This window comes from Fructilactobacillus sp. X2R6C1 (assembly GCF_059901295.1).
On the sequence record NZ_JBWXUZ010000001.1, the window covers coordinates 329,028 to 352,595 of the forward strand.

40 protein-coding genes are annotated in these 23,568 nt (G+C 37.9%); 39 read left to right on the top strand and 1 reads right to left on the bottom strand.

What is annotated here, in order from left to right; genetic code table 11:
- Positions 1–61 precede the first annotated feature (61 nt).
- From rpsJ to AC6UDF_RS01800, 36 genes are all read left to right on the top strand, one after another.
- A complete protein-coding gene (gene rpsJ, locus AC6UDF_RS01625) occupies positions 62–370 on the top strand; it encodes a 30S ribosomal protein S10 (protein WP_500693543.1) in 309 nt (102 codons plus the stop codon).
- Positions 371–397: 27 nt separating this feature from the next.
- Positions 398–1,033 (top strand): 50S ribosomal protein L3, encoded by a 636-nt coding sequence (rplC, locus tag AC6UDF_RS01630; RefSeq protein ID WP_500693544.1) that lies wholly within the window; start codon positions 398–400, stop codon positions 1,031–1,033.
- A gap of 17 nt (positions 1,034–1,050) precedes the next feature.
- Entirely contained in the window at positions 1,051–1,674 is a 624-nt protein-coding gene (gene rplD / locus AC6UDF_RS01635; RefSeq protein ID WP_500693545.1) for a 50S ribosomal protein L4, read from the top strand.
- On the top strand, positions 1,674–1,961 hold the full coding sequence (gene rplW, locus AC6UDF_RS01640; protein ID WP_500693546.1) for a 50S ribosomal protein L23: 288 nt from the start codon (positions 1,674–1,676) through the stop codon (positions 1,959–1,961). Before rplD ends, rplW begins: the two co-directional genes overlap by 1 nt.
- A 23-nt stretch (positions 1,962–1,984) precedes the next feature.
- Positions 1,985–2,824 (top strand): 50S ribosomal protein L2, encoded by an 840-nt coding sequence (gene rplB, locus AC6UDF_RS01645; protein ID WP_500693547.1) that lies wholly within the window; start codon positions 1,985–1,987, stop codon positions 2,822–2,824.
- Positions 2,825–2,868: 44 nt separating this feature from the next.
- Positions 2,869–3,150, top strand: coding sequence for a 30S ribosomal protein S19 (rpsS, locus tag AC6UDF_RS01650; RefSeq protein WP_010022714.1), 282 nt, complete (start codon positions 2,869–2,871; stop codon positions 3,148–3,150).
- A gap of 16 nt (positions 3,151–3,166) precedes the next feature.
- Complete coding sequence (gene rplV, locus AC6UDF_RS01655; protein ID WP_010022715.1) at positions 3,167–3,517, top strand: 50S ribosomal protein L22; 351 nt, start codon at positions 3,167–3,169, stop codon at positions 3,515–3,517.
- 11 nt (positions 3,518–3,528) lie between these two features.
- A complete protein-coding gene (gene rpsC, locus AC6UDF_RS01660; RefSeq protein WP_500693548.1) occupies positions 3,529–4,194 on the top strand; it encodes a 30S ribosomal protein S3 in 666 nt (221 codons plus the stop codon).
- 2 nt (positions 4,195–4,196) lie between these two features.
- Positions 4,197–4,631, top strand: coding sequence for a 50S ribosomal protein L16 (rplP, locus tag AC6UDF_RS01665; RefSeq protein ID WP_500693549.1), 435 nt, complete (start codon positions 4,197–4,199; stop codon positions 4,629–4,631).
- Entirely contained in the window at positions 4,621–4,815 is a 195-nt protein-coding gene (gene rpmC / locus AC6UDF_RS01670; RefSeq protein ID WP_010022719.1) for a 50S ribosomal protein L29, read from the top strand. Before rplP ends, rpmC begins: the two co-directional genes overlap by 11 nt.
- Before the next feature lie 29 nt (positions 4,816–4,844).
- Positions 4,845–5,111, top strand: coding sequence for a 30S ribosomal protein S17 (gene rpsQ, locus AC6UDF_RS01675; protein ID WP_039144781.1), 267 nt, complete (start codon positions 4,845–4,847; stop codon positions 5,109–5,111).
- Positions 5,112–5,161: 50 nt separating this feature from the next.
- Positions 5,162–5,530 (top strand): 50S ribosomal protein L14, encoded by a 369-nt coding sequence (rplN, locus tag AC6UDF_RS01680; RefSeq protein ID WP_039144780.1) that lies wholly within the window; start codon positions 5,162–5,164, stop codon positions 5,528–5,530.
- Positions 5,531–5,561: 31 nt separating this feature from the next.
- The gene (gene rplX / locus AC6UDF_RS01685) at positions 5,562–5,870 is read left to right on the top strand and encodes a 50S ribosomal protein L24 (protein ID WP_500693550.1); all 309 of its coding nucleotides are present in this window, start codon (positions 5,562–5,564) and stop codon (positions 5,868–5,870) included.
- Between the two features lie 29 nt (positions 5,871–5,899).
- A complete protein-coding gene (gene rplE / locus AC6UDF_RS01690) occupies positions 5,900–6,442 on the top strand; it encodes a 50S ribosomal protein L5 (protein ID WP_500693551.1) in 543 nt (180 codons plus the stop codon).
- An 11-nt stretch (positions 6,443–6,453) separates the two neighbouring features.
- Positions 6,454–6,639 carry a type Z 30S ribosomal protein S14 gene (locus AC6UDF_RS01695; RefSeq protein ID WP_010022727.1) on the top strand — a complete coding sequence of 62 codons (186 nt, stop codon included), beginning with the start codon at positions 6,454–6,456 and terminating at the stop codon, positions 6,637–6,639.
- A gap of 32 nt (positions 6,640–6,671) precedes the next feature.
- Positions 6,672–7,070, top strand: a complete 399-nt coding sequence (gene rpsH, locus AC6UDF_RS01700; RefSeq protein WP_010022729.1) for a 30S ribosomal protein S8 — start codon at positions 6,672–6,674, stop codon at positions 7,068–7,070.
- Between the two features lie 28 nt (positions 7,071–7,098).
- Positions 7,099–7,638, top strand: coding sequence for a 50S ribosomal protein L6 (gene rplF, locus AC6UDF_RS01705; protein WP_500693552.1), 540 nt, complete (start codon positions 7,099–7,101; stop codon positions 7,636–7,638).
- A gap of 32 nt (positions 7,639–7,670) precedes the next feature.
- On the top strand, positions 7,671–8,027 hold the full coding sequence (gene rplR, locus AC6UDF_RS01710) for a 50S ribosomal protein L18 (RefSeq protein WP_500693553.1): 357 nt from the start codon (positions 7,671–7,673) through the stop codon (positions 8,025–8,027).
- A 21-nt stretch (positions 8,028–8,048) separates the two neighbouring features.
- Positions 8,049–8,552 carry a 30S ribosomal protein S5 gene (rpsE, locus tag AC6UDF_RS01715; RefSeq protein ID WP_500693554.1) on the top strand — a complete coding sequence of 168 codons (504 nt, stop codon included), beginning with the start codon at positions 8,049–8,051 and terminating at the stop codon, positions 8,550–8,552.
- 17 nt (positions 8,553–8,569) lie between these two features.
- On the top strand, positions 8,570–8,752 hold the full coding sequence (rpmD, locus tag AC6UDF_RS01720; RefSeq protein WP_500693555.1) for a 50S ribosomal protein L30: 183 nt from the start codon (positions 8,570–8,572) through the stop codon (positions 8,750–8,752).
- 31 nt (positions 8,753–8,783) lie between these two features.
- On the top strand, positions 8,784–9,215 hold the full coding sequence (gene rplO, locus AC6UDF_RS01725; RefSeq protein WP_500693556.1) for a 50S ribosomal protein L15: 432 nt from the start codon (positions 8,784–8,786) through the stop codon (positions 9,213–9,215).
- Complete coding sequence (gene secY, locus AC6UDF_RS01730) at positions 9,215–10,531, top strand: preprotein translocase subunit SecY (RefSeq protein WP_500693557.1); 1,317 nt, start codon at positions 9,215–9,217, stop codon at positions 10,529–10,531. Before rplO ends, secY begins: the two co-directional genes overlap by 1 nt.
- Before the next feature lie 13 nt (positions 10,532–10,544).
- Positions 10,545–11,204 (top strand): adenylate kinase, encoded by a 660-nt coding sequence (locus tag AC6UDF_RS01735; RefSeq protein WP_500693558.1) that lies wholly within the window; start codon positions 10,545–10,547, stop codon positions 11,202–11,204.
- Between the two features lie 105 nt (positions 11,205–11,309).
- Positions 11,310–11,528 carry a translation initiation factor IF-1 gene (infA, locus tag AC6UDF_RS01740; RefSeq protein WP_010022742.1) on the top strand — a complete coding sequence of 73 codons (219 nt, stop codon included), beginning with the start codon at positions 11,310–11,312 and terminating at the stop codon, positions 11,526–11,528.
- 26 nt (positions 11,529–11,554) lie between these two features.
- On the top strand, positions 11,555–11,674 hold the full coding sequence (gene rpmJ / locus AC6UDF_RS01745) for a 50S ribosomal protein L36 (protein ID WP_010022743.1): 120 nt from the start codon (positions 11,555–11,557) through the stop codon (positions 11,672–11,674).
- 30 nt (positions 11,675–11,704) lie between these two features.
- Positions 11,705–12,067 (top strand): 30S ribosomal protein S13, encoded by a 363-nt coding sequence (rpsM, locus tag AC6UDF_RS01750; RefSeq protein WP_500693559.1) that lies wholly within the window; start codon positions 11,705–11,707, stop codon positions 12,065–12,067.
- A 24-nt stretch (positions 12,068–12,091) separates the two neighbouring features.
- Entirely contained in the window at positions 12,092–12,481 is a 390-nt protein-coding gene (rpsK, locus tag AC6UDF_RS01755) for a 30S ribosomal protein S11 (protein ID WP_010022745.1), read from the top strand.
- 61 nt (positions 12,482–12,542) lie between these two features.
- Positions 12,543–13,493, top strand: coding sequence for a DNA-directed RNA polymerase subunit alpha (locus AC6UDF_RS01760; protein WP_500693560.1), 951 nt, complete (start codon positions 12,543–12,545; stop codon positions 13,491–13,493).
- Positions 13,494–13,511: 18 nt separating this feature from the next.
- A complete protein-coding gene (gene rplQ, locus AC6UDF_RS01765) occupies positions 13,512–13,895 on the top strand; it encodes a 50S ribosomal protein L17 (RefSeq protein ID WP_500693561.1) in 384 nt (127 codons plus the stop codon).
- 175 nt (positions 13,896–14,070) lie between these two features.
- The gene (locus AC6UDF_RS01770) at positions 14,071–14,904 is read left to right on the top strand and encodes an energy-coupling factor transporter ATPase (protein ID WP_500693562.1); all 834 of its coding nucleotides are present in this window, start codon (positions 14,071–14,073) and stop codon (positions 14,902–14,904) included.
- Positions 14,883–15,746 carry an energy-coupling factor transporter ATPase gene (locus AC6UDF_RS01775; RefSeq protein ID WP_500693563.1) on the top strand — a complete coding sequence of 288 codons (864 nt, stop codon included), beginning with the start codon at positions 14,883–14,885 and terminating at the stop codon, positions 15,744–15,746. The genes AC6UDF_RS01770 and AC6UDF_RS01775 overlap by 22 nt, the downstream gene beginning before the upstream one ends.
- 13 nt (positions 15,747–15,759) lie before the next feature.
- A complete protein-coding gene (locus AC6UDF_RS01780; RefSeq protein WP_500693564.1) occupies positions 15,760–16,542 on the top strand; it encodes an energy-coupling factor transporter transmembrane component T family protein in 783 nt (260 codons plus the stop codon).
- Positions 16,543–17,343, top strand: coding sequence for a tRNA pseudouridine(38-40) synthase TruA (gene truA / locus AC6UDF_RS01785; protein WP_500693565.1), 801 nt, complete (start codon positions 16,543–16,545; stop codon positions 17,341–17,343).
- 119 nt (positions 17,344–17,462) lie between these two features.
- On the top strand, positions 17,463–17,906 hold the full coding sequence (rplM, locus tag AC6UDF_RS01790) for a 50S ribosomal protein L13 (RefSeq protein WP_500693566.1): 444 nt from the start codon (positions 17,463–17,465) through the stop codon (positions 17,904–17,906).
- Between the two features lie 13 nt (positions 17,907–17,919).
- Positions 17,920–18,312, top strand: a complete 393-nt coding sequence (rpsI, locus tag AC6UDF_RS01795) for a 30S ribosomal protein S9 (protein ID WP_010022758.1) — start codon at positions 17,920–17,922, stop codon at positions 18,310–18,312.
- Between the two features lie 66 nt (positions 18,313–18,378).
- Entirely contained in the window at positions 18,379–18,960 is a 582-nt protein-coding gene (locus AC6UDF_RS01800; protein ID WP_500696540.1) for an ECF transporter S component, read from the top strand.
- A gap of 28 nt (positions 18,961–18,988) precedes the next feature.
- Here AC6UDF_RS01800 and AC6UDF_RS01805 read toward each other — a convergent pair whose 3' ends face one another.
- Positions 18,989–19,300, bottom strand: coding sequence for a DUF2187 family protein (locus AC6UDF_RS01805; RefSeq protein ID WP_500693568.1), 312 nt, complete (start codon positions 19,298–19,300; stop codon positions 18,989–18,991).
- A 119-nt stretch (positions 19,301–19,419) separates the two neighbouring features.
- Here AC6UDF_RS01805 and AC6UDF_RS01810 point away from each other — a divergent pair, with 119 nt between their 5' ends.
- From AC6UDF_RS01810 to pcrA, 3 genes are all read left to right on the top strand, one after another.
- Positions 19,420–20,031: a glycoside hydrolase family 73 protein gene (locus AC6UDF_RS01810; RefSeq protein WP_500693569.1), complete on the top strand. Its 612-nt coding sequence runs from the start codon at positions 19,420–19,422 to the stop codon at positions 20,029–20,031.
- Positions 20,032–20,061: 30 nt separating this feature from the next.
- Positions 20,062–21,195 (top strand): ATP-grasp domain-containing protein, encoded by a 1,134-nt coding sequence (locus AC6UDF_RS01815; protein WP_500693570.1) that lies wholly within the window; start codon positions 20,062–20,064, stop codon positions 21,193–21,195.
- An 88-nt stretch (positions 21,196–21,283) separates the two neighbouring features.
- Positions 21,284–23,539, top strand: coding sequence for a DNA helicase PcrA (gene pcrA / locus AC6UDF_RS01820; protein ID WP_500723775.1), 2,256 nt, complete (start codon positions 21,284–21,286; stop codon positions 23,537–23,539).
- Positions 23,540–23,568: the final 29 nt, after the last annotated feature.

Below are 23,568 nucleotides of genomic sequence, written 5' to 3' on the forward strand. Positions count from 1 at the left end.
ATGTGCCGGTAATTTCCACGGAGCTAGTCTTATTTTGAAAATAGACGAAGGAGGGAAAAACATGGCAAAAGAGAAGATTCGTATTCGTTTGAAAGCTTATGAACACCGTATTTTAGATCAAGCTGCTGACAAGATTGTGGCAACCGCACAACGTACTGGTGCTACTATTTCTGGTCCAATTCCATTACCAACGGACAGAACTCTATATACCGTATTGGCATCACCATTTAAGTACAGTAAAGCTCAAGAACAATTTGAAATGTTAACTCACAAGCGTTTGATTGATATTTTGAATCCAACACCTAAAACTGTTGATTCATTAATGAAGTTAGACTTGCCAAGTGGTGTTGACATCGAGATCAAACTATAATAATTACAGAATATCGGAGGTGTACTCATGGCTAAAAAAGGAATCTTAGGTAAAAAAGTCGGAATGACTCAAGTTTTTACTGATAACGGAGAACTCGTTCCAGTTACTGTTGTTGATGTAACTCCTAATGTTGTCTTACAGGTTAAGAACAGCAAATCAGATGGTTACGATGCAATTCAACTTGGATTCGATGACAAGCGTCCAGTATTAAGCAACAAACCTGAACAAGGTCATGTTAAAAAAGCAAAAACTACTCCTAAGCGCTTCATTCGTGAAATCAGAGATGTTGACTTGGGAGATTACAAAGTTGGAGACGAAGTTAAAGCTGACGTATTTCAACCAGGTGACGTCGTTGACGTAACGGGTACTACTAAAGGTCATGGTTACCAAGGTAACATCCACAAAAATGGACAACGTCGTGGACCTGAAACCCACGGATCAAGATATCACCGTCGTCCCGGTTCATTAGGTGTCATTATTAACCGAGTTGTTAAAGGAATGAAATTACCAGGACGAATGGGTAACAATCGCGTTACCATTCAAGACCTTGAAATCGTTAACGCTGACGTTGATAACAACGTACTATTAATCAAGGGTAACGTTCCTGGTGCAAACAAATCATTAGTAACAGTTAAAACATCTGTTATTGAATCAAGAAAATAAGAAAGGAGGAACCGTAGATGGCAAGCGTAACATTATACAAACAAGATGGTAGTAAACAAGGAACAGTTGATTTAAACGATGCTGTTTTTGCCGTTGAACCAAATGAAAACGTTGTTTATGACACTGTCGTAATGCAAAGAGCATCACAACGCCAAGGTACTAATGGTGTTAAATCTAGAGGTAAAGTACGTGGTGGTGGTAAGAAACCATGGCGTCAAAAGGGTACTGGTCGTGCTCGTCAAGGTTCTATCCGTGCCCCACAATGGGTTGGCGGTGGAGTTGTCTTCGGCCCAACTACTCGTTCATATGCATATCACCTTCCAAAGAAGGTTACTAGATTAGCTGTTAAGTCAGTTCTTTCTGAAAAAGTTGCTAATGGTGATTTAGTAGTAGTAGATTCATTAGACTACAAGGCTCCAAAAACTAAAGATTTATCAGATCTTTTGAAGAAACTTGACGCATCAACTAAAACATTAGTAGTTTTGGAAGATAACAATGAAAATGCTGCACGTTCTGCAAGAAACATCGAAAATGTGCAAGTTATTAATGCTAAAGGTGTTAACACACTTGATGTATTAAACAACAATAAGGTTGTTATTACAAAGGCTGCTCTTTCTCAAGTAGAGGAGGTGCTCGCATAATGGAAGCACGAGATATCATTTTACGTCCGGTAGTTACTGAAGCTTCAACTGATGTAATGGACGACAAAAAATATACTTTTGATGTTGATGTACGAGCAACTAAGACTCAAGTTAAGAATGCTGTTGAAGAGATTTTTAACGTTAAAGTTGTTAAAGTTAATATTATGAATGTAAAAGGTAAGAAAAAGAGACAAGGTCAATATGTTGGACGTACTAAGAAACGTCGTAAGGCTATTGTTACTTTGTCCAACGATTCTGATGAAATCAAGATTTTCTCAGAAGAATAATCTTTGAATAGGAGGGAAATAACGTGGCTCTAAAAAAGTACAAACCAACTACTAATGGCCGTCGTAATATGACTAGTATTGACTATAGTGAAATTACTACTAACGTGCCAGAAAAAAGTTTAGTTGAGTCAAATGCTCATAGCGGTGGTCGTAATAGCCAAGGTAAGATGACTGTTAGACATCGTGGTGGTGGAAACAAGCATCGATACCGTCTTATTGATTTCAAACGTGATCATGATGGTGTTCCTGCAACCGTTAAAACCATCGAATATGATCCAAATAGAACTGCAAATATTGCTTTAATCGTTTATGAAGACGGAATTAAATCATACATCATTGCACCTAAAGGATTAAAAGTCGGAGACGTTGTTGAATCTGGTAAGGATGCTGATATTAAGGCTGGTAACACCCTTCAATTAGCTGATATTCCTGTTGGTTCAACCATCTTCAACATTGAATTGAAACCTGGCAAGGGTGGACAACTTGTTCGTTCTGCTGGAGCTTCAGCACAGTTACTTGGTAACGAAGGCAAGTATGCATTAGTTAAATTACCATCTGGTGAAGTTAGAATGGTACTTTCAGTTTGCCGAGCTACTATTGGTAGCGTTGGTAATGATGAACATGGATTAGTTGTATGGGGTAAAGCTGGTAGAACTCGTTACCGTGGTCAAAGACCTCACGTACGTGGATCTGTTATGAACCCTAACGATCACCCACATGGTGGTGGTGAAGGTAAAGCTCCAGTTGGTTACCCAAGTCCATTGTCTCCATGGCATAAGAAGACAACTGGTAAGAAGACTAGATCAAAGAAAGCACGTTCAAACAAGTTTATTGTTAGACACCGTAAAGGTTCAAAGATGTAGTCTGAATTATTTATTTATTGAGTAATCGCAGAGGAGGTTTCATAATGAGTCGAAGTTTAAAAAAGGGACCTTTTGCCGATCAATCATTATTAAAAAAGATCGATGCACAAAAAGATCAAGATAAAAAATCGGTAATTAAAACATGGTCACGTCGTTCAACCATTTTCCCAAGTTTTATTGGATACACCATTGCTGTTTACAATGGTAGAAAACATGTCCCAGTTTACATTCAAGAAGACATGGTGGGCCACAAGCTCGGAGAATTCGTACCTACGCGTACTTTCCATGGACATGGAAATGGCGACGCAGATAAAAAAACAGTTTAAGCAAGGAGGATAACCAATGGCTGAACAACAAGTTACATCAGCAAAAGCTACTGCAAAGACTGTTCGTATCGCCGCTCGTAAGGTTCGCCTTGTTGTAGATCTTATTAGAGGTAAAAGCGTATCAGAAGCTACTGCAATTTTGAAATTCACCCCTAGAGGTGCTTCACCAGTTGTAGAAAAGGTTTTGATGTCAGCTGTAGCAAATGCAGAAAATAATTTTGATTTAGATCGTCAAGATCTAGTTGTTAGTGAAGCATATGTTAACGAAGGACCAACTTTAAAACGTTTCCGTCCCCGTGCTAAAGGTTCTGCTTCACCAATCAACAAAAGAACTAGTCACATTACAATTGTAGTGTCAGAAAAGTAGGAGGGATAAACGTGGGTCAAAAAATTAATCCAAATGGTTTACGAATTGGCGTTAACCGTGGTTGGCAAGCTAAATGGTATGCTAACGACGATAAATTCGCTTCATACTTAAACGAAGATTTAAAAATTCGTAACTATCTAGCAAAGAGACTCGCTGATGCTTCTGTATCAAGTGTTGACATTGAGCGTGCTGCAAAACGTGTTAATGTTTCTATCCATACTGCCAAGCCAGGAATGGTTATCGGTAAAGGTGGAGCAGAAGTTGAAAGTCTTCGTAAAGAATTAAACAAATTGACGGGACGTCGGGTTCATGTCAATATTGTTGAAGTTAAAAAACCTGATTTAGAAGCTGATCTTGTTGGTGAAAACGTTGCAAGTCAGCTTGAAGGTCGGGTAGCATTCCGTCGTGCAATGCGTCAGGCAATGCAAAGAGTTATGCGTTCTGGAGCTAAGGGTGTTAAAGTTCAATCTTCAGGTCGTTTAAATGGTGCTGATATGACACGAATTGAAAGATATTCAGACGGAAGTGTTCCACTTCATACACTTAGAGCTGATATTGACTATTCATGGAATGAAGCAGATACTACTTACGGTAAAATCGGTGTTAAGACTTGGATCAACCGTGGTGAAGTTTTGCCCGATAAACCGGAGGAAAAAACTGAAAAAGGAGGGAAATAAGCATGCTAGTACCTAAACGTGTTAAGTTCAGAAGACAGCACAGAGGTAAGTTGCGTGGTCACTCAAAGGGTGGAAACACTGTTACTTTTGGTGATTATGGTTTGCAAGCACTTGATTCACATTGGATCAGTAACCGACAAATCGAAGCTTGCCGTGTTGCCATGACTCGTTATATGAAACGTGGTGGAAAAGTTTGGATCAAAATTTTCCCTCAAAAATCATATACTGAAAAAGGTATCGGTGTTCGAATGGGTAAAGGTAAAGGTACCCCAGCTGGTTGGGTTTCAACTGTCAAGCGCGGAAAGGTTCTTTTCGAAGTTGGTGGTGTTTCCAAAGAAACTGCTGAAGAAGCTTTACGTTTAGCTTCAATGAAGTTACCTGTTAGAACCCGAGTTATTAAACGTGAGGAAGTAGGTGGCGAATCAAATGAAGGCTAAAGAAATTAATGAATTAACCACTGATGAAATGCGGGCTAAGGAACAAGATTACAAGAAAGAATTGTTTAATCTTCGTTTTCAATTAGCCACTGGTCAATTGGAAAATACTGCTAGATTGAAGACTGTCAGAAAGACAATCGCTAGAATCAAGACAGCACTTAGACAACAAGAACTGAAGAAATAGAATACGATAGAAAGGAAGGTTAATACTTTATGAGCGAAGAACGTAACGAACGTAAAAGTTACAGAGGTCGTGTGGTTTCAGATAAGATGGACAAAACCATTACTGTTGTCGTTGAAACTTACAAGACTCATCCAACTTACGGGAAACGTATTAAATATTCTAAGAAATATAAAGTTCAAGATGAAAATAACGAAGCAAAAGTTAACGATATTGTTGACATCATGGAAACTCGTCCATTGTCTAAGACTAAGCGCTTCCGTCTAGTAGACGTTGTTGAAAAGGCAGTTATTATCTAGCTTTTTTATCTATCGTATTCTGATTTTAAGTTGAAGGGAGGACACTAACCATGATCCAACAAGAGAGTCGTTTAAAGGTTGCTGATAACTCTGGTGCACGTGAACTTTTGACTATCAAAGTTTTAGGTGGTTCAAGAGTTAGATATGCAGGTATCGGTGATGTGATTGTTGCTACTGTTAAACAAGCAACACCAGGTGGCGTTGTCAAAAAAGGAGACGTCGTTAAAGCCGTTGTAGTCAGAACTAAGTCTGCTGCACATAGAACTGACGGTTCATATATTCGTTTCGACGAAAATGCCGCTGTTTTGATTAACGATGATAAGAGTCCTAAAGGTACCCGTATTTTCGGTCCGGTAGCTCGTGAATTACGTAGTAATAATTTTATGAAGATCGTTTCATTAGCGCCTGAAGTACTTTAATACTATTGGAAAACAAGGAGGTGCCAGGATTATGTTCTTGAAAACTGGTGACAAAGTTCGTGTTATTAGTGGTAAAGACAAGGGTAAAGACGGCAAAGTCGTTAAAACCATTGCTGCTAAGAACCGTGTAGTTGTTGAAGGAATCAACAAGATCAAGAAACATCAAAAAGCTTCACAAGACAATCCCCAAGGTGGAATTGCTGACGTTGATGCTCCAATTGATGCTTCAAATGTAATGTTAATTGATCCATCTACTAACGAACCTACAAAAGTAAGCTTCGTGGTTAAAGATGGTAAAAAAGTTCGTATTTCAAAAAAATCACAAAAACCAATCGATTAGATTGGAACTGAAAGGAGGAAATTAATCGCATGGCAGCTCGCTTAGAAGAAAGATACAAAGAAGATATTCTCCCAACGCTCGTTAAGAAATTTGATTACTCATCAGTTATGGAAGCCCCAAAACTTGACAAGATCGTTTTAAACATGGGTGTTGGTGATGCTGTAACAAATTCTAAAAACCTTGATGAGGCGGTTCATGAATTAAGTTTAATTTCTGGACAAAAGCCTATCGTAACTAAGGCTAAAAAATCAATTGCCGGTTTCCGTCTTAGAGAAGGAATGCCAATTGGTGCCAAAGTTACATTAAGAGGAGAAAGAATGTATGACTTCTTGGATAAGTTAGTTAATGTTTCATTGCCACGTGTTCGAGATTTCCACGGTGTAAGCAACAAATCATTTGATGGTCGTGGAAATTACACATTGGGTATCAAAGAACAACTAATTTTCCCAGAAATTAATTACGATGATGTTAACCGTGTTAGAGGTTTAGATATCGTACTTGTAACAACCGCTAATACGGATGAAGAATCACATGAATTGTTAGCTCAATTCGGAATGCCATTCGCTAAATAGGAGGTTTAATATTGGCTAAAAAATCATTAATTAAAAAAAGTGAACGTCCAGCTAAGTTCTCAACACAGAATTACACTCGTTGTGAACGTTGTGGTCGACCTCGTGCGGTTTACCAAAAGTTTCACTTATGCCGAATTTGTTTAAGACAACTTGCCCATAAGGGTCAAATTCCTGGCATGAAAAAAGCTAGTTGGTAAAATAATAAAACTGAAAAGGAGGTTTCACGTTTATGTCCATGACAGATCCAATTGCAGACTTTTTAACTCGAATTCGTAATGCCAATATGGCAAGACACGATTCAGTTGACGTTCCTGCATCAAAAATCAAAAGAAACATTGCCGAAATTTTGAAGCGTGAAGGCTTTGTACGCGATGTGGAATACATCGATGACGATAAACAAGGTGTTATCCGTGTATACCTTAAGTATGGAAAAGATAATCAACGTGTAATCACTGGTTTGAAGCGAATTTCAAAGCCAGGATTACGTTCATATGTTAAATCAGATGATGTTCCTAAAGTTTTAAACGGTTTAGGAATTGCTATCATTTCAACTTCAGATGGTGTTATTACTGATAAAGAAGCTAGAGACAAAAAAGTCGGTGGCGAAGTATTAGCATACGTTTGGTAAAAATTAAAAAAGAATTGGAGGTGTTAATATGAGTAGAATTGGTTATAAAACTGTTGATCTTCCAGACGGTGTTGAAGTAAATCATAGAGGTACTAACGTAACTGTTAAAGGACCAAAGGGTACTTTAAATGCTACAATTTCACCAGAAATTAAAATGCAAGTTAAAGGTAACGAAGTGAACTTCACTCCAACTGGTAAGTATGACAACAAAGAACGTGCCCTACACGGTACAACACGTGCGAACTTCAATAACATGGTTGAAGGTGTTACAAATGGATTCCACAAGACACTTAAGCTAGTTGGAGTTGGATATCGTGCTCAATTAAAAGGTAGTACTTTGACTCTAAACGTTGGTTACTCAAACCCCGTTGAAGTTCAAGTTCCAGAAGATCTTACCGTAGCTGTTCCAGATAACACTACTATTAACATTAGTGGGATCAACAAGCAACATGTTGGTGATTTTGCTGCCGAAGTTCGTTCATACCGTTCACCAGAACCTTACAAGGGTAAAGGAATTAGATATGAAAATGAACATATTACCCTCAAGGAAGGTAAGACTGGTAAGTAATTTAACAATATAAAAAATAAGAGGTGACTATTTTGATTTCCAAACCAGACAAGAATAAAACACGTAAAGTTCGTCATAATCGTGTTAGAAGTAAAATTTCTGGTACTGCTGAGTGCCCACGTTTGAACGTTTTCCGTTCTAATAAAAACATTTACGCTCAAGTTATTGATGACGTAAAGGGTGTAACGCTAGCTAGTGCCTCAACTGTTGACAAGGAAGTTTCCGGAGACAACAAATCAGAACAAGCCGCAAGCGTTGGTGCTTTAGTTGCTAAGCGTGCAGTTGAAAAGAATGTTAAGAATGTTGTTTTTGATCGTGGTGGATACTTATATCACGGACGTGTACAAGCCCTTGCAGATGCAGCACGTGAAAATGGACTTGAATTTTAAAAAAGGAGGAATATAACGCACATGGCAAAGTTTATTAATCCAGACAAACTGGACTTAGAAGATAACGTTGTTGCTATCAACCGAATTACTAAGGTTGTTAAGGGTGGTCGTCGACTACGTTTTGCTGCATTAGTTGTTGTTGGTGACAAGAATGGCCACGTTGGCTTTGGTACTGGTAAAGCTCAAGAAGTTCCTGAAGCGATCAGAAAAGCCGTTGATAGTGCCCAAAAGAACTTAATTGAAGTTCCAATCGTTGGAACTACTATCCCTCACGAAGTTATCGGTCGTTTTGGCGGTGGAAAGATTATGTTGAAGCCTGCTGAAGAAGGTTCCGGAGTTGCTGCCGGTGGTGCCGTTCGCTCAGTTATGGAATTAGCTGGTGTAAACGATGTTACTAGTAAGCGTTTAGGCTCTGATACACCAGTAAACGTAATTCGTGCAACTTTTGAAGGTCTTAAGGAACTTAAGAATGCTGAAGAAATTTCATCATTACGTGGTGTCTCATCAGATCACTTAACCGAATAATAAGGAGGGGTTAGAAGATGGCTCAATTAAAGATTACTTTAGTTCATAGTGCTGCTCACCGTCTCCCTAAACAACGTAAGATTGTTAAGGCCCTTGGATTGGGACGAGTAAATAGTAGTGTTATTAAACCTGATAATGAAGCAACTCGTGGAGCTCTATTCAAGATTGCTCATTTAATTAAGGTTGAACAAGTTGATTAATATTCTTTAAAAGATAGGGAGGTGCAATTCAATGAAGTTAAATGAATTAAAAGCTGCTAACGGTTCACGTTCATCAAGAACTCGTTTAGGTCGTGGTCTTGGTAGTAAAGGTAAGACTTCAGGTCGTGGCCAAAAAGGTCAAAAGGCTCGTGGCAAAACTCGTGTTGGTTTTGAAGGTGGCCAAATGCCTTTATACCGTCAAATTCCAAAACGTGGATTTACCAACTTCAACAGAAAAGTTTTAGCGATCGTTAACTTAGCTGATTTAGATAATTTTGATGATGGCTCAGAAGTAACTCCAGATGTATTGATTCAAGCTGGAATGATTAAGGGCTCAAATGATGGCGTTAAAGTTCTTGCAGATGGCAAGTTAACTAAGAAGCTCACTGTTAAAGCTAACAAATTCTCAAAGAGTGCTGAAAAAGCAATTGAAGATGCCGGCGGTAAAGCTGAGGTGATTTAATGTTCACTACCTTAAAGAATGCCTTTGAAGAAAAAGATATTAGAAAAAGGATTTTATTTACCCTTTTTATATTGGCAGTTTTCCGTTTAGGTGCTTACATTACTGTGCCTGGAATCAATGCGGAAGCTTTGCAAAGTGTTGCATCCTCAGGTTTAGTTAATGTATTGAATATGTTTAGTGGTGGTGGATTAACTAATTACTCATTATTTGCAATGGGAGTTTCACCATACATTACTGCACAAATTGTTGTTCAGTTACTTCAGATGGATATCGTTCCTCGATTCGTTGAATGGGGGAAACAAGGTGAAGTCGGAAGGCAAAAATTGGATCAGGTAACAAGATGGTTAACGATTGTTTTAGCATTTGTCCAATCAATTGGTATTACTGCTGGATTTAATGCTTTGAGTAGTCTTCATTTAGTTAAGAACCCTGGAATGGGAACTTACATTAGTATTGGTTTAATTTTGACTGCTGGTACAATGCTCACTACGTGGATGGGCGACATGATTACTGACAAAGGAATTGGTCAGGGAGTTTCAATGATCATCTTTGCTGGAATTGTTGCTGAAATGCCAAGTGGAATTATGAGTGTTTATCGTCAATACGTTGAAGGTACACCAATGAATGAAATTTGGAAGCCAGCTCTTTTCATTATTGCCTTGATTATTGTAATTTTGATTATTGTTACCTTTGTTACTTGGGTACAACAAGCTGAACGTAGAATTCCAATTCAATATACTAGAAGAACATCAGGTTCACCAGACAGCAGTTACCTTCCCTTGAAGGTTAACGTCGCTGGAGTTATTCCAGTTATTTTCGCAAGTGCATTTATTTCCACTCCTCAAACGATTTTGATGTTTTTCACCAAAAACTTTCAAGGATCCGGATGGTATGAATTTTTAAGTAAGTTGTTTAACATGCAGACCCCACTTGGAGCTGCGTTTTACACCTTCTTAATTGTTGTATTTACTTTCTTCTATGCGTTTGTTCAAGTTAATCCACAGAAATTGTCGGAAAACTTACAAAAACAAGGTAGCTACATTCCGGGAGTATGGCCTGGTCGTGAAACTCAGTTATATATTTCTCGATTGTTGATGAGACTTAGTACCGTTGGTGCTTTGTTCTTGGGTATTGTTTCTCTAATCCCATTGATTGCACAAAATGTTTGGAACTTAAACGAATCAATTGGACTAGGTGGTACTAACCTCTTGATTATCGTTGGAGTTGCTATTGAAACCATTCAACAAATTAGAGGATTAATGATGAGAAAAGAGTACGTTGGATTTATTCAAAGTACTCCGGATGATAACAAGTAGTGGAGGAATTTAAATGTCAATGAATTTATTACTAATGGGTCTTCCAGGAGCTGGAAAAGGTACTCAAGCTGAATTCATTGTTGAAAAATATGGGATTCCACATATTTCAACTGGAGACATATTTAGGGCAGCAATGAAAAACAAAACTCCCATGGGAATTAAGGCTCAACAATACATCGATAAGGGTGAATTAGTTCCTAATGATGTTACCTGTGGGATTGTTGAGGATCGTCTTAAACAACCTGATACTGACAAAGGTTATTTGTTAGATGGTTTTCCTAGAAACATTGATCAGGCTAAAAGCCTTGAGGAAATGACTAGGAAAATGAGCAAAGAGTTGAATGCAGTTATTAATATTGAAGTCGATCCAAGTGTTTTAATCAAACGTTTGTCGGGTCGTTTCATCTGCAAAAACTGTGGCGCAACTTATCATAAATTATATAAAAAACCTATAGTTGATGGTACTTGTGATGTTTGCGGTGCTCACGTCTTCTATCAAAGAAGTGATGATAAACCTGAAACTGTCAAGAATCGTCTGAAAATCAATGAAAAGAGTAATGCTCCTTTAATTGACTTTTACAAGGATCGCGGCATTTTGCATTCAGTTAAGGGTGATCGAGATATTGCAGACGTTAGTAACGACATTGAGAAAATTCTAAGCAATTTAAATTAGTAAATTGTCGTTTGATTGCTGGAATGTCAGTGATGTGGTATATTATAGTTTGTATGTCTATTTGTAAGTGATACTTACGAGTTTAGTAATTTTGGAGGATTATTCGTGTCTAAAAATAATGTAATTGAAGTTGAGGGTAAGGTTTCAGAGACTTTACCTAATGCAATGTTTAAGGTCGAGCTTGAAAATGGTCATGAAATTTTGGCACACGTTTCTGGCAAGATCAGAATGCATTACATTCGGATCCTACCAGGAGATCGTGTAACCGTTGAAATGTCACCGTATGATTTAACAAAGGGTCGAATTACTTATCGATTTAAGTAAACCCTTCATATAGGAGGTTATAAAAAATGAAAGTACGTCCATCAGTAAAAAAAATGTGTGAACATTGTAAGATTATTAAGAGAAAAGGCCGTGTGATGGTGGTTTGCCCTGTAAACCCTAAGCACAAGCAAAGACAAGGAAAATAAATAAATTAAAATTATAGGAGGTGGACTTTAATGGCTCGTATTGCCGGAGTTGATTTACCACGTGATAAGCGAATTGTTATTGCGTTAACATACATTTATGGTGTTGGAAACACAACTGCTCAGCAAGTTTTGAAAAAAGCTGGGGTATCAGAAGACGTTCGTGTACGTGATTTAACACCTGATCAAGAAGATAAGATCAGAGAAGCTCTTGATGGTTACACAATCGAAGGTGACTTACGTAGAGAAGTTACTATGAGTATCAAGACTCTTCAAGAAATCGGTTCATATCGTGGGATGCGTCATCGTCGCGGTTTACCTGTTAGAGGTCAACACACGAAAAATAACGCACGTACAAGAAAAGGTAAGAAAACCACAATCGCTGGTAAAAAATAATAAAGAAGGAGGCTATCAGTTTCTATGGCTAAAACTAAAAATACTCGTAAGCGTAAAGCAAGAAAAAACGTTGAGTCTGGTGTAGCACACATTCACTCAACCTTTAATAACACTTTGGTTATGATTACCGATGTTCAAGGGAATGCTATTGCTTGGTCATCAGCTGGTGCATTGGGATTCCGTGGAAGTCGTAAGTCTACCCCATTTGCTGCTCAAATGGCTGCTGAAGCAGCTGCTAAGACTGCAATGGAACATGGAATGAAATCAGTAGAAGTTGCTGTTAAGGGTCCTGGATCTGGTCGTGAGTCAGCTATTCGTGCTTTACAAAGTACTGGTTTGGAAGTTGCTGCAATTCGTGATGTAACTCCAGTTCCACACAATGGTTCTCGTCCTCCAAAACGTCGTAGAGTTTAATATTTAATGAACGTTAAAGTTTTAAATTACTCAATGCGTTTTGAAAGGGGTAGAGACTACAATGATTGAATTTGAAAAGCCAAACATTCACAAAATTGAAGAAACAGACAACTATGGTGAAATAGTTGTAGAACCACTCGAAAGAGGATATGGTACCACTTTAGGCAATTCACTTAGACGTGTCTTGTTGGCTTCATTACCAGGAGCTGCGGTTACTAGCATCCAAATTGATGGTGTTCTACACGAATTTTCAACTGTAAAGGGTGTAGTTGAAGATGTTACTCAAATTATCTTAAACGTTAAAAAGATTAATTTGAAAATTAACTCAGATGACAATGAAACAAAGTCAATGAGTATTAATGTAACTGGACCAGCCGATGTAACCGCAGGTGATATCGTAACTGATAGTGATGTTGAAATTTTAAATCCGGATTTGCACATTGCAACGGTTGCTGACGGAACTACATTCCACATGAACATGACTGCCAACAAAGGTCGCGGCTACGTTTCTGCTGAAGAAAACAAAGCCAAAAACGATGGTATGCCAATTGGTGTTCTACCAGTTGATTCTATTTATACCCCAATCGAACGTGTTAATTATCAAGTAGAAGATGCACGTGTTGGTCAACGTGATGATTACGACAAATTGACGTTAGACGTTTGGACTAATGGTTCAATTACACCTTCTGATGCAATTAGTTTGGCAGCTAAGATCTTAAATCAACATTTCCAATTATTTATTGATTTAACTGACAGAGCAAAGAATGCCAATGTTATGGTTGAGAAGGAAGAAAGCCATAAAGAAAAAATGCTTGAAATGTCAATTGAAGAATTGGATCTTTCAGTTCGTTCTTACAATTGTTTGAAACGTGCTGGAATTAATACTGTTCAAGAATTAACTGATAAGTCTGAAGCTGACATGATGAAGGTTAGAAATCTTGGCCGTAAGTCACTCGATGAAGTTAAAGAAAAATTAGCAGCATTAGGACTATCTTTACGTAAAGAAGACTAAAAAGGAGGATATCCGGTTATGAGTTATCGCAAATTACAACGTACGAGTGCTCAACGTCGTGCTTTGCTTCGTAATTTGACTACTGACTTAATTGTTAACGGTCAAATCAAAACAACAGAAGCTCGCGCTAAGGATGTTAGATCATTAGCCGACAAGATGGTTACCTTGGGCAAGAAGGGTGACTTGAATGCTCGTCGTCAAGCTGCAGCTTACTTGCAAAACACCATTGCTGATGTAAAAGAAGACGGAGATAGTATCAAAGTAACTAGTGCATTACAAAAGTTATTTGACGAAGTAGCACCAAAGTATACGGACCGAAACGGTGGTTACACACGTATTCTTAAAACAATGCCTCGTCGTGGTGACGGTGCACCAATGGTAATCTTGCAATTTGTCGAATAATTTCGATATTTGTTAAGAATAATAAATATTTCACTATAGGAATCACTAAGGTTAAAGGTATAAAGTGTTACGATGATGGATTTTCCAAGTCTAGCTTGAATGTGGTTAACTCCATGCGCCTTAATCTTTTAGTGATTTTTTTATACATAATTTTAATAATAGGAGAGCTGATTCCATGAATCCAATCATTAATGTTTCCAATCTTTCTTTTAGGTATAATAATGAAGATGATCATAAGGTATTAGATGATGTCTCTTTTCAGTGCGAACGAGGTGAATATATTTCATTAATCGGTCGCAATGGGAGTGGTAAAAGTACCATTGCCAAACTGGTTGATGGTCTTCTAACTCCTAGTGAGGGAGAAATTGTGGTAGATGGGATCAGGTTGGACTCTCATGGTAATGACCGCGAAACAAGAAAAGCAATTGGCTTAGTTTTTCAAAATCCAGATGATCAATTTGTTGGTGCCACGGTAGCAAGTGACGTTGCGTTTGGACTTGAAAATAGGGCGGTTCCAAGAGAAGCGATGAAGCCAAAAGTTAAATCGGCGTTAGAAAAGGTAGGAATGTGGGAATATCGAGACGAGATTCCTAGTAGTCTTTCTGGTGGACAAAAGCAACGGGTCGCAATTGCAGGAGCAATTGTGCTTGATCCTAAAATTTTAATTCTAGATGAAGCGACAAGTATGCTAGATCCTTTAGCTACTAGACAAATTCATCAAGTTGTCAACAAATTAAATCAAAAACAAAATATGACAATTCTCTCCATTACGCATGATATCAATGTGACGGCTAAATCCGATCGGATATTAGCACTTAATAATAATAAAATTGTATTTGACGGAAAACCAAGTGCTTTCTTTCAGAAGCATCAATTAATTGCTGATATGGATCTAGATCTTCCCTTTAGTGAGAAGTTAAGGCAGAAATTCCTTGATGCAGGATATGACATTACTGACAAGTACGTGGATGATGAGGGGATGAGCCAATGGATAAGCACATTATTTTAAGTAACGTTGATTTTGTCTATCAACCCGGTCTGCCATCAGAAAGACAGGCTTTAAGTAATGTCAGTTTAAAGATTAATAAGGGTGAATTTTTGGGTGTTGTTGGAAAAACTGGTAGCGGAAAGTCAACGTTAGTTCAGATGATTAACGGATTATTGAAACCGACTTCGGGGAGTGTTACCGTTGGCAAAATCAAAATTAACAGTGAAACTAACAACCATAACCTAAGTGAGCTCAGAAAAAAAGTCGGGATGATTTTCCAGTTTCCGGAAAAACAACTGTTTGAAGATAATGTTCTAAAAGATGTATCTTTTGGTCCACTTAATTTTGGCGAAAATGAAGCAGTTGCAAAAAAGAGAGCCATTCAGGCGCTTTCAATTGTTGGCATTAGTAAAGAACTGTATTCTCGTTCACCCTTTGAGTTGTCTGGCGGTCAAATGCGTCGGGTCGCAATTGCTGGAACGATTGCATGTGATCCAACCGTTCTCATTTTAGATGAGCCGACGGTGGGATTGGATCCTAGTGGCAAGACCGAGATATTAAAGATTATCAAGCAACTAAACAAAAATGGAGTAACCATCATCATGGTTACTCACGATATGGATGTGGTGGCACAAAATGCTACCCGTGTTGTGGTTATGAATGATGGAAAAGTGTGTTCTGATTCAACTCCTAGGGAATTATTCAGCAATTACAAGTTAATCGATCAAAATTCATTAGCGCTTCCTGATTCTGTCCAGATATACTATGATTTAATTAATCGAGGCATCAGATTAAAAAAGATTCCGTTAACAGCGGATGAAGTTGTTAACGAAATTACGCAAAAACGAAGTGGAGTGAAGTAGAATCGATCAATTTGTGTTTGGAAAATACTTTCCTGGAAATTCATTCATTCATCGTTTAAATCCAGCGTTTAAGATTTTAGGCTCCGTTATCATTATTACGCTTATTTTGATGTGCAATAATTGGGTCAGTTATGGATGTATGACGCTTTTTACGTTGGTGCTGATATACTTATCCCATTCTCGAATTAAGATGCTTCTAAAGGGGGTCAAACCCATTCTGTGGCTAATTATTTTTACGGTCTTGATTCAAGTGTTTTTTGGCCATGGCGGAACGGTTTATTTTCATTTATGGTTTATCTCCATCACTTCATCGGGAATTATTAATGCGGTCATGATATTTGTTCGATTGGTCCTTATTATCACGATTGCTACTATTTTGACCATCACGACCAGTCCATCGATGATTGCACTTGGTGTTGAGACGATTCTGAGACCGCTTAAGTGGGTTAAAGTTCCCACTGAAACGATTGGGATGATGGTTTCAATTGCACTTCAATTTATTCCGACTCTAATCGATGAGTTAAATGACATTATGAATGCTCAAAGGGCACGGGGTGTTGATTTTGGTAAAGGCAAATTAATGAAACGAGCTAAAAGCCTAGTGTCGCTGATTATTCCCTTGTTTGTTTCTTCTTTTCGTCATGCTGAACACCTTGCAGATGCCATGGAAGCTCGTGGATATTCTGATGAGGTCAAGCGAACTCATTATCAGCTCGTCTCTTGGACGGTCCTTGATTGGGTTGCTTTAGGGGTCATGATGGTTTTAACGGTTGTAATTATTTTAGTGAGGAATTAGATGAAAACTCGGTATAAAATTACATTTGCATATGATGGGACTAAATTTGCTGGCTTTCAAACGCAGCCCAAGCAGCGAACGGTGGAGGGAACTTTAACTAATATTATTAACAAAATGGCCCAAAAAAGTGGCAAGCATGTTTTACTTTATGGATCTGGCAGAACTGACGCAGGTGTTCATGCCCTAGGTCAGGTTGCCCATTTTGACTTTCCCTATGATTTAGGTGAGGAAAGTATGTTAAAGGGGTTAAACAGTATGTGTCCCTTGGATATTGAAATAATAAGTGTGCAAAAGGTTAATGCTGACTTTCATGCTCGTTATGATGTAACGGGGAAAAAGTACTTGTATCGGTTGGATTTAGGGCGCTTTACCAATCCATTTAAAAGAAATTATACTGCTCATTGGCGTTTTCCCGTTAATTTCGATTGGATCGAAGAGGCCATTCATGATTACGTTGGCAAACATGACTTTTCGTCTTTTGTTGCTTCTGGTGCAAAGGAGGGGAGTCGGGTTCGTACAATTTTCTCGGTTGATGCTAACTTAGATAAAGTTACTAATGAGATGCAGTTCGAGTTTTATGGTGATGGTTTTATGTATAATCAAATTCGGATTATGGTTGGGGTGCTGATGGAGATTGGACGGGGAAAGCGGCCAGTTCATGATATCCAACGATTGTTCAAAGTGAAGGATCGAAACGAAGCACGTTTAACAATGCCAGCTAATGGATTGTACTTAAAAAAGGTTTATTATCCAGGAGATGATCCAAAACATTCAAAACGAAAACATCATCCAGATGATTAAAATGAATTTGACTTTCAGAAGAAATGTTAGTACTATTGTAACTGGTATTGTTTGCCCCACGATAAGCCCCGGAAACTTATTAGGTGTCGAACAAACACGGAAACATGGAGGAATTAAAAGTGCATACAACATATATGGCTAAACCCGGCGAAGTAGATCGCAAGTGGTACGTTATTGACGCAGATGGCGTTGAATTAGGTCGTCTCTCAAGTGTCGTTGCTTCTATTTTACGCGGAAAAAACAAACCTACATTTACGCCAAACGTAGATACAGGTGACAATGTTATTGTAATCAATGCATCTAAAGTTGCATTGTCTGGTAAGAAAGCTAGTGGCAAGATTTATTATCACCACACATCTTACATTGGTGGACTTAAGTCAATTACTGCTGGTCAAATGAGAGCAGAGAAGCCTGATCGACTTATCGAAACTTCAGTTAAAGGTATGCTTCCTCACGGTACATTAGGTCGTCAAATCGCTAAAAAACTTCACGTTTATGCAGGTGAAGATCACACTCATGAAGCTCAAAAACCAGAAGTTCTTGATATTAAGAACCTAATTTAAGGAGGAAACACAATTGGCTAAAGTACAATATACCGGCACAGGTCGCCGTAAAGATTCAGTTGCTCGTGTACGCTTAGTACCAGGTACTGGAAAAGTTGTAATCAATGACAAAGATGTTGAAGATTACATTCCATTTCCTAATTTAAGAGAAATCATTTTACAACCATACAATGTTACTGAGACACTTGGTAACTATGACACATTAGCTAACGTTAATGGTGGTGGATATTCAGGACAAGCTGGTGCTGTTCGTTTAGGAATTGCACGTGCTTTACTTGAAGTTGATCCAGACTTTAGAGAATCCCTCAAGAAGGCTGGTTTATTAACACGTGACCCTCGTATGAAGGAACGTAAGAAACCCGGCCTTAAGAAAGCTCGTAAGGCTGGTCAATTCTCAAAACGTTAATCAGAAGATTATATTTTGTCGCTCATGTCCGCATGAGCGCTTTTTTATTAAATGGGTGAATTTAAAATGAAAAAGACACGAAATTATCATATTGCAATTTTGTCAGTTTTTATTGCCATTATTTTGATTCAAAATTTTGTTCCTATTTTAGGATATATTCCGGTTGGTCCACTAAGCATTACGTTAATTCCAATTACCGTGATTGTGGCAACCTTAGTGCTTGGTTTAAAGGATGGCTTTATTCTTGGCACGCTCTGGGGTGTAATTGTGTTTGTCAGGGCCTTTACGTGGCCTACTAGTCCAATTGCTCCACTTGTCTTTGAGAATCCGATTACGGCCATTTTACCGCGGGCCCTAATTCCGGTAGTTGCTTACTTTTCCTACAAATGGTTAAAAAAATTACTTAATAATAAGCTTTCACTTGTGATTGCATGCGCTTTGGGTTCCATGACCAATACAATTTTAGTGCTGTTATTTATTTATATTTTTAATCGAAAGCAAGCTCCAATCCTATACCATGTGAGTGTTGACAAAATTATCTATGCCTTATTAGGGGTAGTTGGAACCAATGGTCTGATAGAAATGATTATTACAGCAATTGTTTGTCCAATTATCATTATTTCGTTAGATAAAGTAATCCAAAAATAAAAAGCAGATCATTACGATCTGCTTTTTGTTACTTTGATGCGTCCGATGATTTTTTGTCACCATCTTGTTTTGAATCGTCATCTGGTCCCTCATCAGGATCTTTTTGAATTCGTGGAGCTTGCTTAATCATTTTAAGATCTTTGTGATTAATAACGGTCTTGTTATGATACTTATCAATTATTTCTGGATCATCAGATTCAAATGTAATCAAAAAGGCATTATTGTAAGCTTTATCGATATAACCAGTAAAATCATTCTTTTCAAGTTTAAACGATACTTCATCGCCAACTTCAAAGGGTGATTTTTCGGTCTCCGTTTGTTCATCGTGTTTCTTTGCCAAACTGACCACCTCCAATTGTATTCAACTAATGAAATATAAACGAATAATTAACATTTGTCAATTTTTAACATTTTTGTAGTACAATTTAAACAGTAAATTTATTTGTAAGGAGGGTTAGTTTGGCTAGGAAAAAGAAGCAAAAGCAAAATAAGTTAGTTGCTTATGTCCTGACCGTGCTAATCCTGTTAGTCATGTTCGTTGGTGCTGTGATGATTTTAGGCAATTCTCATTTTAACCCGCAGTATGAACAAAATAATGTTAGTGTTCAACATAAGGAATTTATCAACAAGATTTTACCGAAGTCAGTTGAGATGCAACGGAAGTATAAAATTTTGACTAGCATTACCCTTGCTCAGGCTATTTTAGAATCAGATTGGGGCCAGAGTACTTTGGCTTCAAAGTATAATAATCTTTTTGGTGTTAAAGCGGGTGCTGGACAAAAGAGTGTCACTTTGGACACGACTGAATATACGAGTGGATCACCCGCAATGGTTCACGGAAGTTTTCGCGTTTACGATAATTGGGATGAGTCAATTGAAGATCATGCTGTTTTACTAGCTCATGGAACAGACTGGAACCCCATGCAATATAAAGAAGTTGTGTCGGCGGACAATTACGTTGATTCTGCCAAGGCTCTCAGTACCGATGGATATGCAACAGACCCGGCTTATGCAGACAAAATAATTAAAATCATTAAAAAGTATCATCTTAATCAATACGATAAACAATGATGTAGCAAAAGATTTATTGGAGGTTAAACTATGGATTCAGTATTACTCTACCCAGGAAGCACAATTGGAATTATTGGTGACTATTTTAGTAGTACGCAACTAGTTAACGTGGCCCGCGACGCGGGATTAAAAATCGCCACCTATAGTTCTAATTCAGATAGCGAGATCGCTAGACAATCTGATTACGCATTTACAGGTGACGTTAATGATGTTGATACTTTAAGGGAATTTTCTGAGAAGTGTGATTTAGTTACATACGTTTCAAATGACATTGATCCTCAGGTTATTAGTGAAATCGAAAAGTATACTTATGTTCCTCAAGGCGAATCCCTTTTAGAGATTAGTCAGGACCGTGTGATGGAAAGGGCCTTTTTTGATCAAATTAACGTCAATACGTCACCATACGTCACTATTATTAACTTGGAAGATATCTATCAAGCAATTGATTCAATTGGATATCCTGCAATTTTAAAGCCAATTCAGCGACACATGACTAATAACCAACAACTAGTTATTAACGAATCAAATGATATTGCACTTGCTTCTGATATGTTAAAAAGGGGTCCATATATACTGGAATCTTACGTTCCTTACCGTTTCGAATACGCAATTATTGCTACTAAATCAGTAAAAGAAGATTTACAACAATTTCCCGCCGTTAAAACCAGTTATTTAGGGAACATGCTCCAAACGGTAAGTACTGATACTTCCAAAACAGATTCTAACGTTATTAACGAAATGATTAGAATTGTTAATCAAATTGGCAAAAATGTTAAATACGTTGGTTCATTTGAGGTATCGTTCGGTGTAACGGCTGATCAAAACATTTACGTTACAAACATTGATCCAACCGTTAATAATGCCGGTTTTTTGTTTAATTTAGCTACTGATATCAGCGAGTATGATCAACATCTTCGGGCCATTTCAGGGTTGCCATTAGCTAAGATTAATAAGATTAGTGATGTGGTTGCTCGTTTGTTTACGAAAAAGCAATATGAACAGGTTCTTAGACAACGAATCCTTCAACCAAACTGGCAATTTTATTTTAATTATCACAGTAATGCACGTGATGATGATGTGGTTGGAGTGATTTTAATTCCAACCAATTCGGTCGAAGAGACGTTTAATCGAATTGTGAATACAGGAATTTGGACCAAAAATTAAATGTTATTAAAATTGAAGAGTCGGCAATTTGTCGGCTCTATTTTGCTATAATTAATGATGGATTTACAAAGCGAGAGGATTGGTTAACGTGTCAAAGACAGACCTACTAAAGACAATGAACGATAAGCAACAAGAGGCGGTAGAACAAACTGAAGGTCCACTTTTGATTATGGCTGGTGCTGGAAGTGGTAAGACCAGGGTGCTCACTCATCGAATTGCTTATCTAATTGAGAAAAAAGGTGTGATGCCATGGAATATTTTGGCGATTACATTTACCAACAAAGCTGCTCGCGAAATGAAGGAACGTGTTAGTAAATTACTTGGCGTCGGTGGTGACGATGTTTGGGTATCAACTTTTCACGCACTTGGCGTGAGAATCTTGAGACGTGACATTGATAAATTAGGTTATAATCGTGCTTTTTCTATCACTGATTCAGGAGAACAAAAGACCCTTGTAAAACGAATTTTAAAAGACTTAGATCTAGACCCGAAAAAGAATGATCCAAGGGCTATTTTAAGTGCCATTTCAAACGCTAAGAATAATTTACAGACTCCACGAGATTATCAAAAGTCACATTCAGCTAACAGTCCATTTGAAGAAGTGGTTTCACAGGTATATTTCGAATATCAAAAGCGACTTCAAGAAAATCAAGCTGTCGATTTTGATGATTTGATTATGCTTACGATTAGATTGTTTAAACAATATCCAGAGGTTTTGAATTATTATCAAGATAAGTTTCATTACATCCATGTCGATGAATATCAGGATACCAATGAAGCACAGTATAAATTAGTATCAATGCTTGCCAAAAAGTATCAAAATTTGTGTGTAGTGGGTGACGCTGATCAGAGCATTTATGGTTGGCGTGGTGCTAACATGAATAATATCTTGGATTTTGAAAATGACTATAAAAATGCACACGTTGTGAAACTGGAACAGAATTATCGTTCAACTAAGAATATTTTAAGTGCCGCAAACGACGTTATTCAAAACAATGCCGAGAGAAAAGATAAGAATTTGTGGACGGAAAATGATACTGGCGAAAAGGTAACGTACTATCGTGCTCAAAGTGAGGCTAGTGAGGCCCATTACGTGGTGTCTAAGATTAAAGATGAGGTCAGTAAACATCATTATTCTTATAATGATTTTGCGGTCTTGTACCGGACGAATGCCCAGTCGCGTGTAATCGAAGAGACCTTCTTGAAATCAAATATTCCGTACACGATGGTTGGTGGGCATAAATTCTACGACCGTAAGGAAATCCGGGACATTCTTTCGTATTTGACTCTCATTGCTAATCCCAGTGATTCATTAAGTTTTGAACGGGTTGTTAACGTTCCTAAGCGTGGAATTGGCAGTTCGAGTGTGGAAAAGTTGAGAATGTTTGCAGCAGATAATGGATGGAGTCTACTAGAAGCATCTCAAAATGTTGACTTGGCCAATAATATCTCCAGTCGTGCTCGAAATGCCATTGCTAATTTTGCTAATGTCATATCAAACGTTCAAAAAAAGCAAAAGGATATGACCGTTACGGAAATTACCGAAGCACTTTTGGATCAATCTGGATATATGGCTGATCTAAAGAAAACCAATTCACTGGAGTCACAGACACGGATTGAGAATATTGAAGAATTTCTTTCTGTCACAAAAGATTCTGATTTAAAGTATGATGAACAGACTGGTAGTAGTGATAGTCGTTTGACAGATTTTTTGGCGGATCTGGCCCTTGTATCGGCTCAAGACGATGTTGATGAATCGGCCAAACAGGTGACTTTAATGACTTTGCATGCTGCTAAGGGACTTGAATTTCCGGTCGTCTTTATGGTTGGGATGGAAGAAGGAATTTTTCCTCTTAGTCGAGCTACTGAAAAGGAAAGTGAGTTAGAAGAAGAACGACGGTTAGCCTATGTGGGAATTACGCGGGCTCAGACCAAACTCTATATGACAAATGCATATTCACGAATGTTATATGGGAGAATGCAAAATAATCCCGAGTCACGATTTATGGATGAAATTAATTCGGATGTCCTTGATAATGAAAGTTCAATTCCGAATGGACCTAAAACTCCATTTGACACCAGTAGTGAGTATAATAAACGAACCAATCGAGCCTTTAGTGAACCATATCATCGACCTAACAAACGAGTCGAAAAGCCTAAAGGAACTGGTGCTGACAAGAAGGCATGGAATATTGGTGATAAAGTCAAACACAAGGCGTGGGGAACTGGAACTGTTGTTAAAATTAATGGAACTGGTGAAGATATGGAACTTGACATTGCCTTTCCAGAAAAAGGAATTAAACGTCTATTAGCTGCATTTGCACCCATATCAAAAATTCAATAGCTTAGTAAGGGAGTGTTAAGATTGTTTAA

Bases quoted from the DNA above. Each gene is read 5' to 3' on its own strand.
- rpsJ (WP_500693543.1), top strand. From the start codon at position 62: ATGGCAAAAGAGAAGATTCGTATTCGTTTGAAAGCTTATGAACACCGT.
- rplC (WP_500693544.1), top strand. From the start codon at position 398: ATGGCTAAAAAAGGAATCTTAGGTAAAAAAGTCGGAATGACTCAAGTT.
- rplD (WP_500693545.1), top strand. From the start codon at position 1,051: ATGGCAAGCGTAACATTATACAAACAAGATGGTAGTAAACAAGGAACA.
- rplW (WP_500693546.1), top strand. From the start codon at position 1,674: ATGGAAGCACGAGATATCATTTTACGTCCGGTAGTTACTGAAGCTTCA.
- rpsS (WP_010022714.1), top strand. From the start codon at position 2,869: ATGAGTCGAAGTTTAAAAAAGGGACCTTTTGCCGATCAATCATTATTA.
- rplV (WP_010022715.1), top strand. From the start codon at position 3,167: ATGGCTGAACAACAAGTTACATCAGCAAAAGCTACTGCAAAGACTGTT.
- rplP (WP_500693549.1), top strand. From the start codon at position 4,197: ATGCTAGTACCTAAACGTGTTAAGTTCAGAAGACAGCACAGAGGTAAG.
- rpmC (WP_010022719.1), top strand. From the start codon at position 4,621: ATGAAGGCTAAAGAAATTAATGAATTAACCACTGATGAAATGCGGGCT.
- rpsQ (WP_039144781.1), top strand. From the start codon at position 4,845: ATGAGCGAAGAACGTAACGAACGTAAAAGTTACAGAGGTCGTGTGGTT.
- rplN (WP_039144780.1), top strand. From the start codon at position 5,162: ATGATCCAACAAGAGAGTCGTTTAAAGGTTGCTGATAACTCTGGTGCA.
- rplX (WP_500693550.1), top strand. From the start codon at position 5,562: ATGTTCTTGAAAACTGGTGACAAAGTTCGTGTTATTAGTGGTAAAGAC.
- rplE (WP_500693551.1), top strand. From the start codon at position 5,900: ATGGCAGCTCGCTTAGAAGAAAGATACAAAGAAGATATTCTCCCAACG.
- rpsH (WP_010022729.1), top strand. From the start codon at position 6,672: ATGTCCATGACAGATCCAATTGCAGACTTTTTAACTCGAATTCGTAAT.
- rplF (WP_500693552.1), top strand. From the start codon at position 7,099: ATGAGTAGAATTGGTTATAAAACTGTTGATCTTCCAGACGGTGTTGAA.
- rpsE (WP_500693554.1), top strand. From the start codon at position 8,049: ATGGCAAAGTTTATTAATCCAGACAAACTGGACTTAGAAGATAACGTT.
- rpmD (WP_500693555.1), top strand. From the start codon at position 8,570: ATGGCTCAATTAAAGATTACTTTAGTTCATAGTGCTGCTCACCGTCTC.
- rplO (WP_500693556.1), top strand. From the start codon at position 8,784: ATGAAGTTAAATGAATTAAAAGCTGCTAACGGTTCACGTTCATCAAGA.
- secY (WP_500693557.1), top strand. From the start codon at position 9,215: ATGTTCACTACCTTAAAGAATGCCTTTGAAGAAAAAGATATTAGAAAA.
- AC6UDF_RS01735 (WP_500693558.1), top strand. From the start codon at position 10,545: ATGTCAATGAATTTATTACTAATGGGTCTTCCAGGAGCTGGAAAAGGT.
- rpmJ (WP_010022743.1), top strand. From the start codon at position 11,555: ATGAAAGTACGTCCATCAGTAAAAAAAATGTGTGAACATTGTAAGATT.
- rpsM (WP_500693559.1), top strand. From the start codon at position 11,705: ATGGCTCGTATTGCCGGAGTTGATTTACCACGTGATAAGCGAATTGTT.
- rpsK (WP_010022745.1), top strand. From the start codon at position 12,092: ATGGCTAAAACTAAAAATACTCGTAAGCGTAAAGCAAGAAAAAACGTT.
- AC6UDF_RS01760 (WP_500693560.1), top strand. From the start codon at position 12,543: ATGATTGAATTTGAAAAGCCAAACATTCACAAAATTGAAGAAACAGAC.
- rplQ (WP_500693561.1), top strand. From the start codon at position 13,512: ATGAGTTATCGCAAATTACAACGTACGAGTGCTCAACGTCGTGCTTTG.
- AC6UDF_RS01770 (WP_500693562.1), top strand. From the start codon at position 14,071: ATGAATCCAATCATTAATGTTTCCAATCTTTCTTTTAGGTATAATAAT.
- AC6UDF_RS01775 (WP_500693563.1), top strand. From the start codon at position 14,883: ATGGATAAGCACATTATTTTAAGTAACGTTGATTTTGTCTATCAACCC.
- truA (WP_500693565.1), top strand. From the start codon at position 16,543: ATGAAAACTCGGTATAAAATTACATTTGCATATGATGGGACTAAATTT.
- AC6UDF_RS01800 (WP_500696540.1), top strand. From the start codon at position 18,379: ATGAAAAAGACACGAAATTATCATATTGCAATTTTGTCAGTTTTTATT.
- AC6UDF_RS01815 (WP_500693570.1), top strand. From the start codon at position 20,062: ATGGATTCAGTATTACTCTACCCAGGAAGCACAATTGGAATTATTGGT.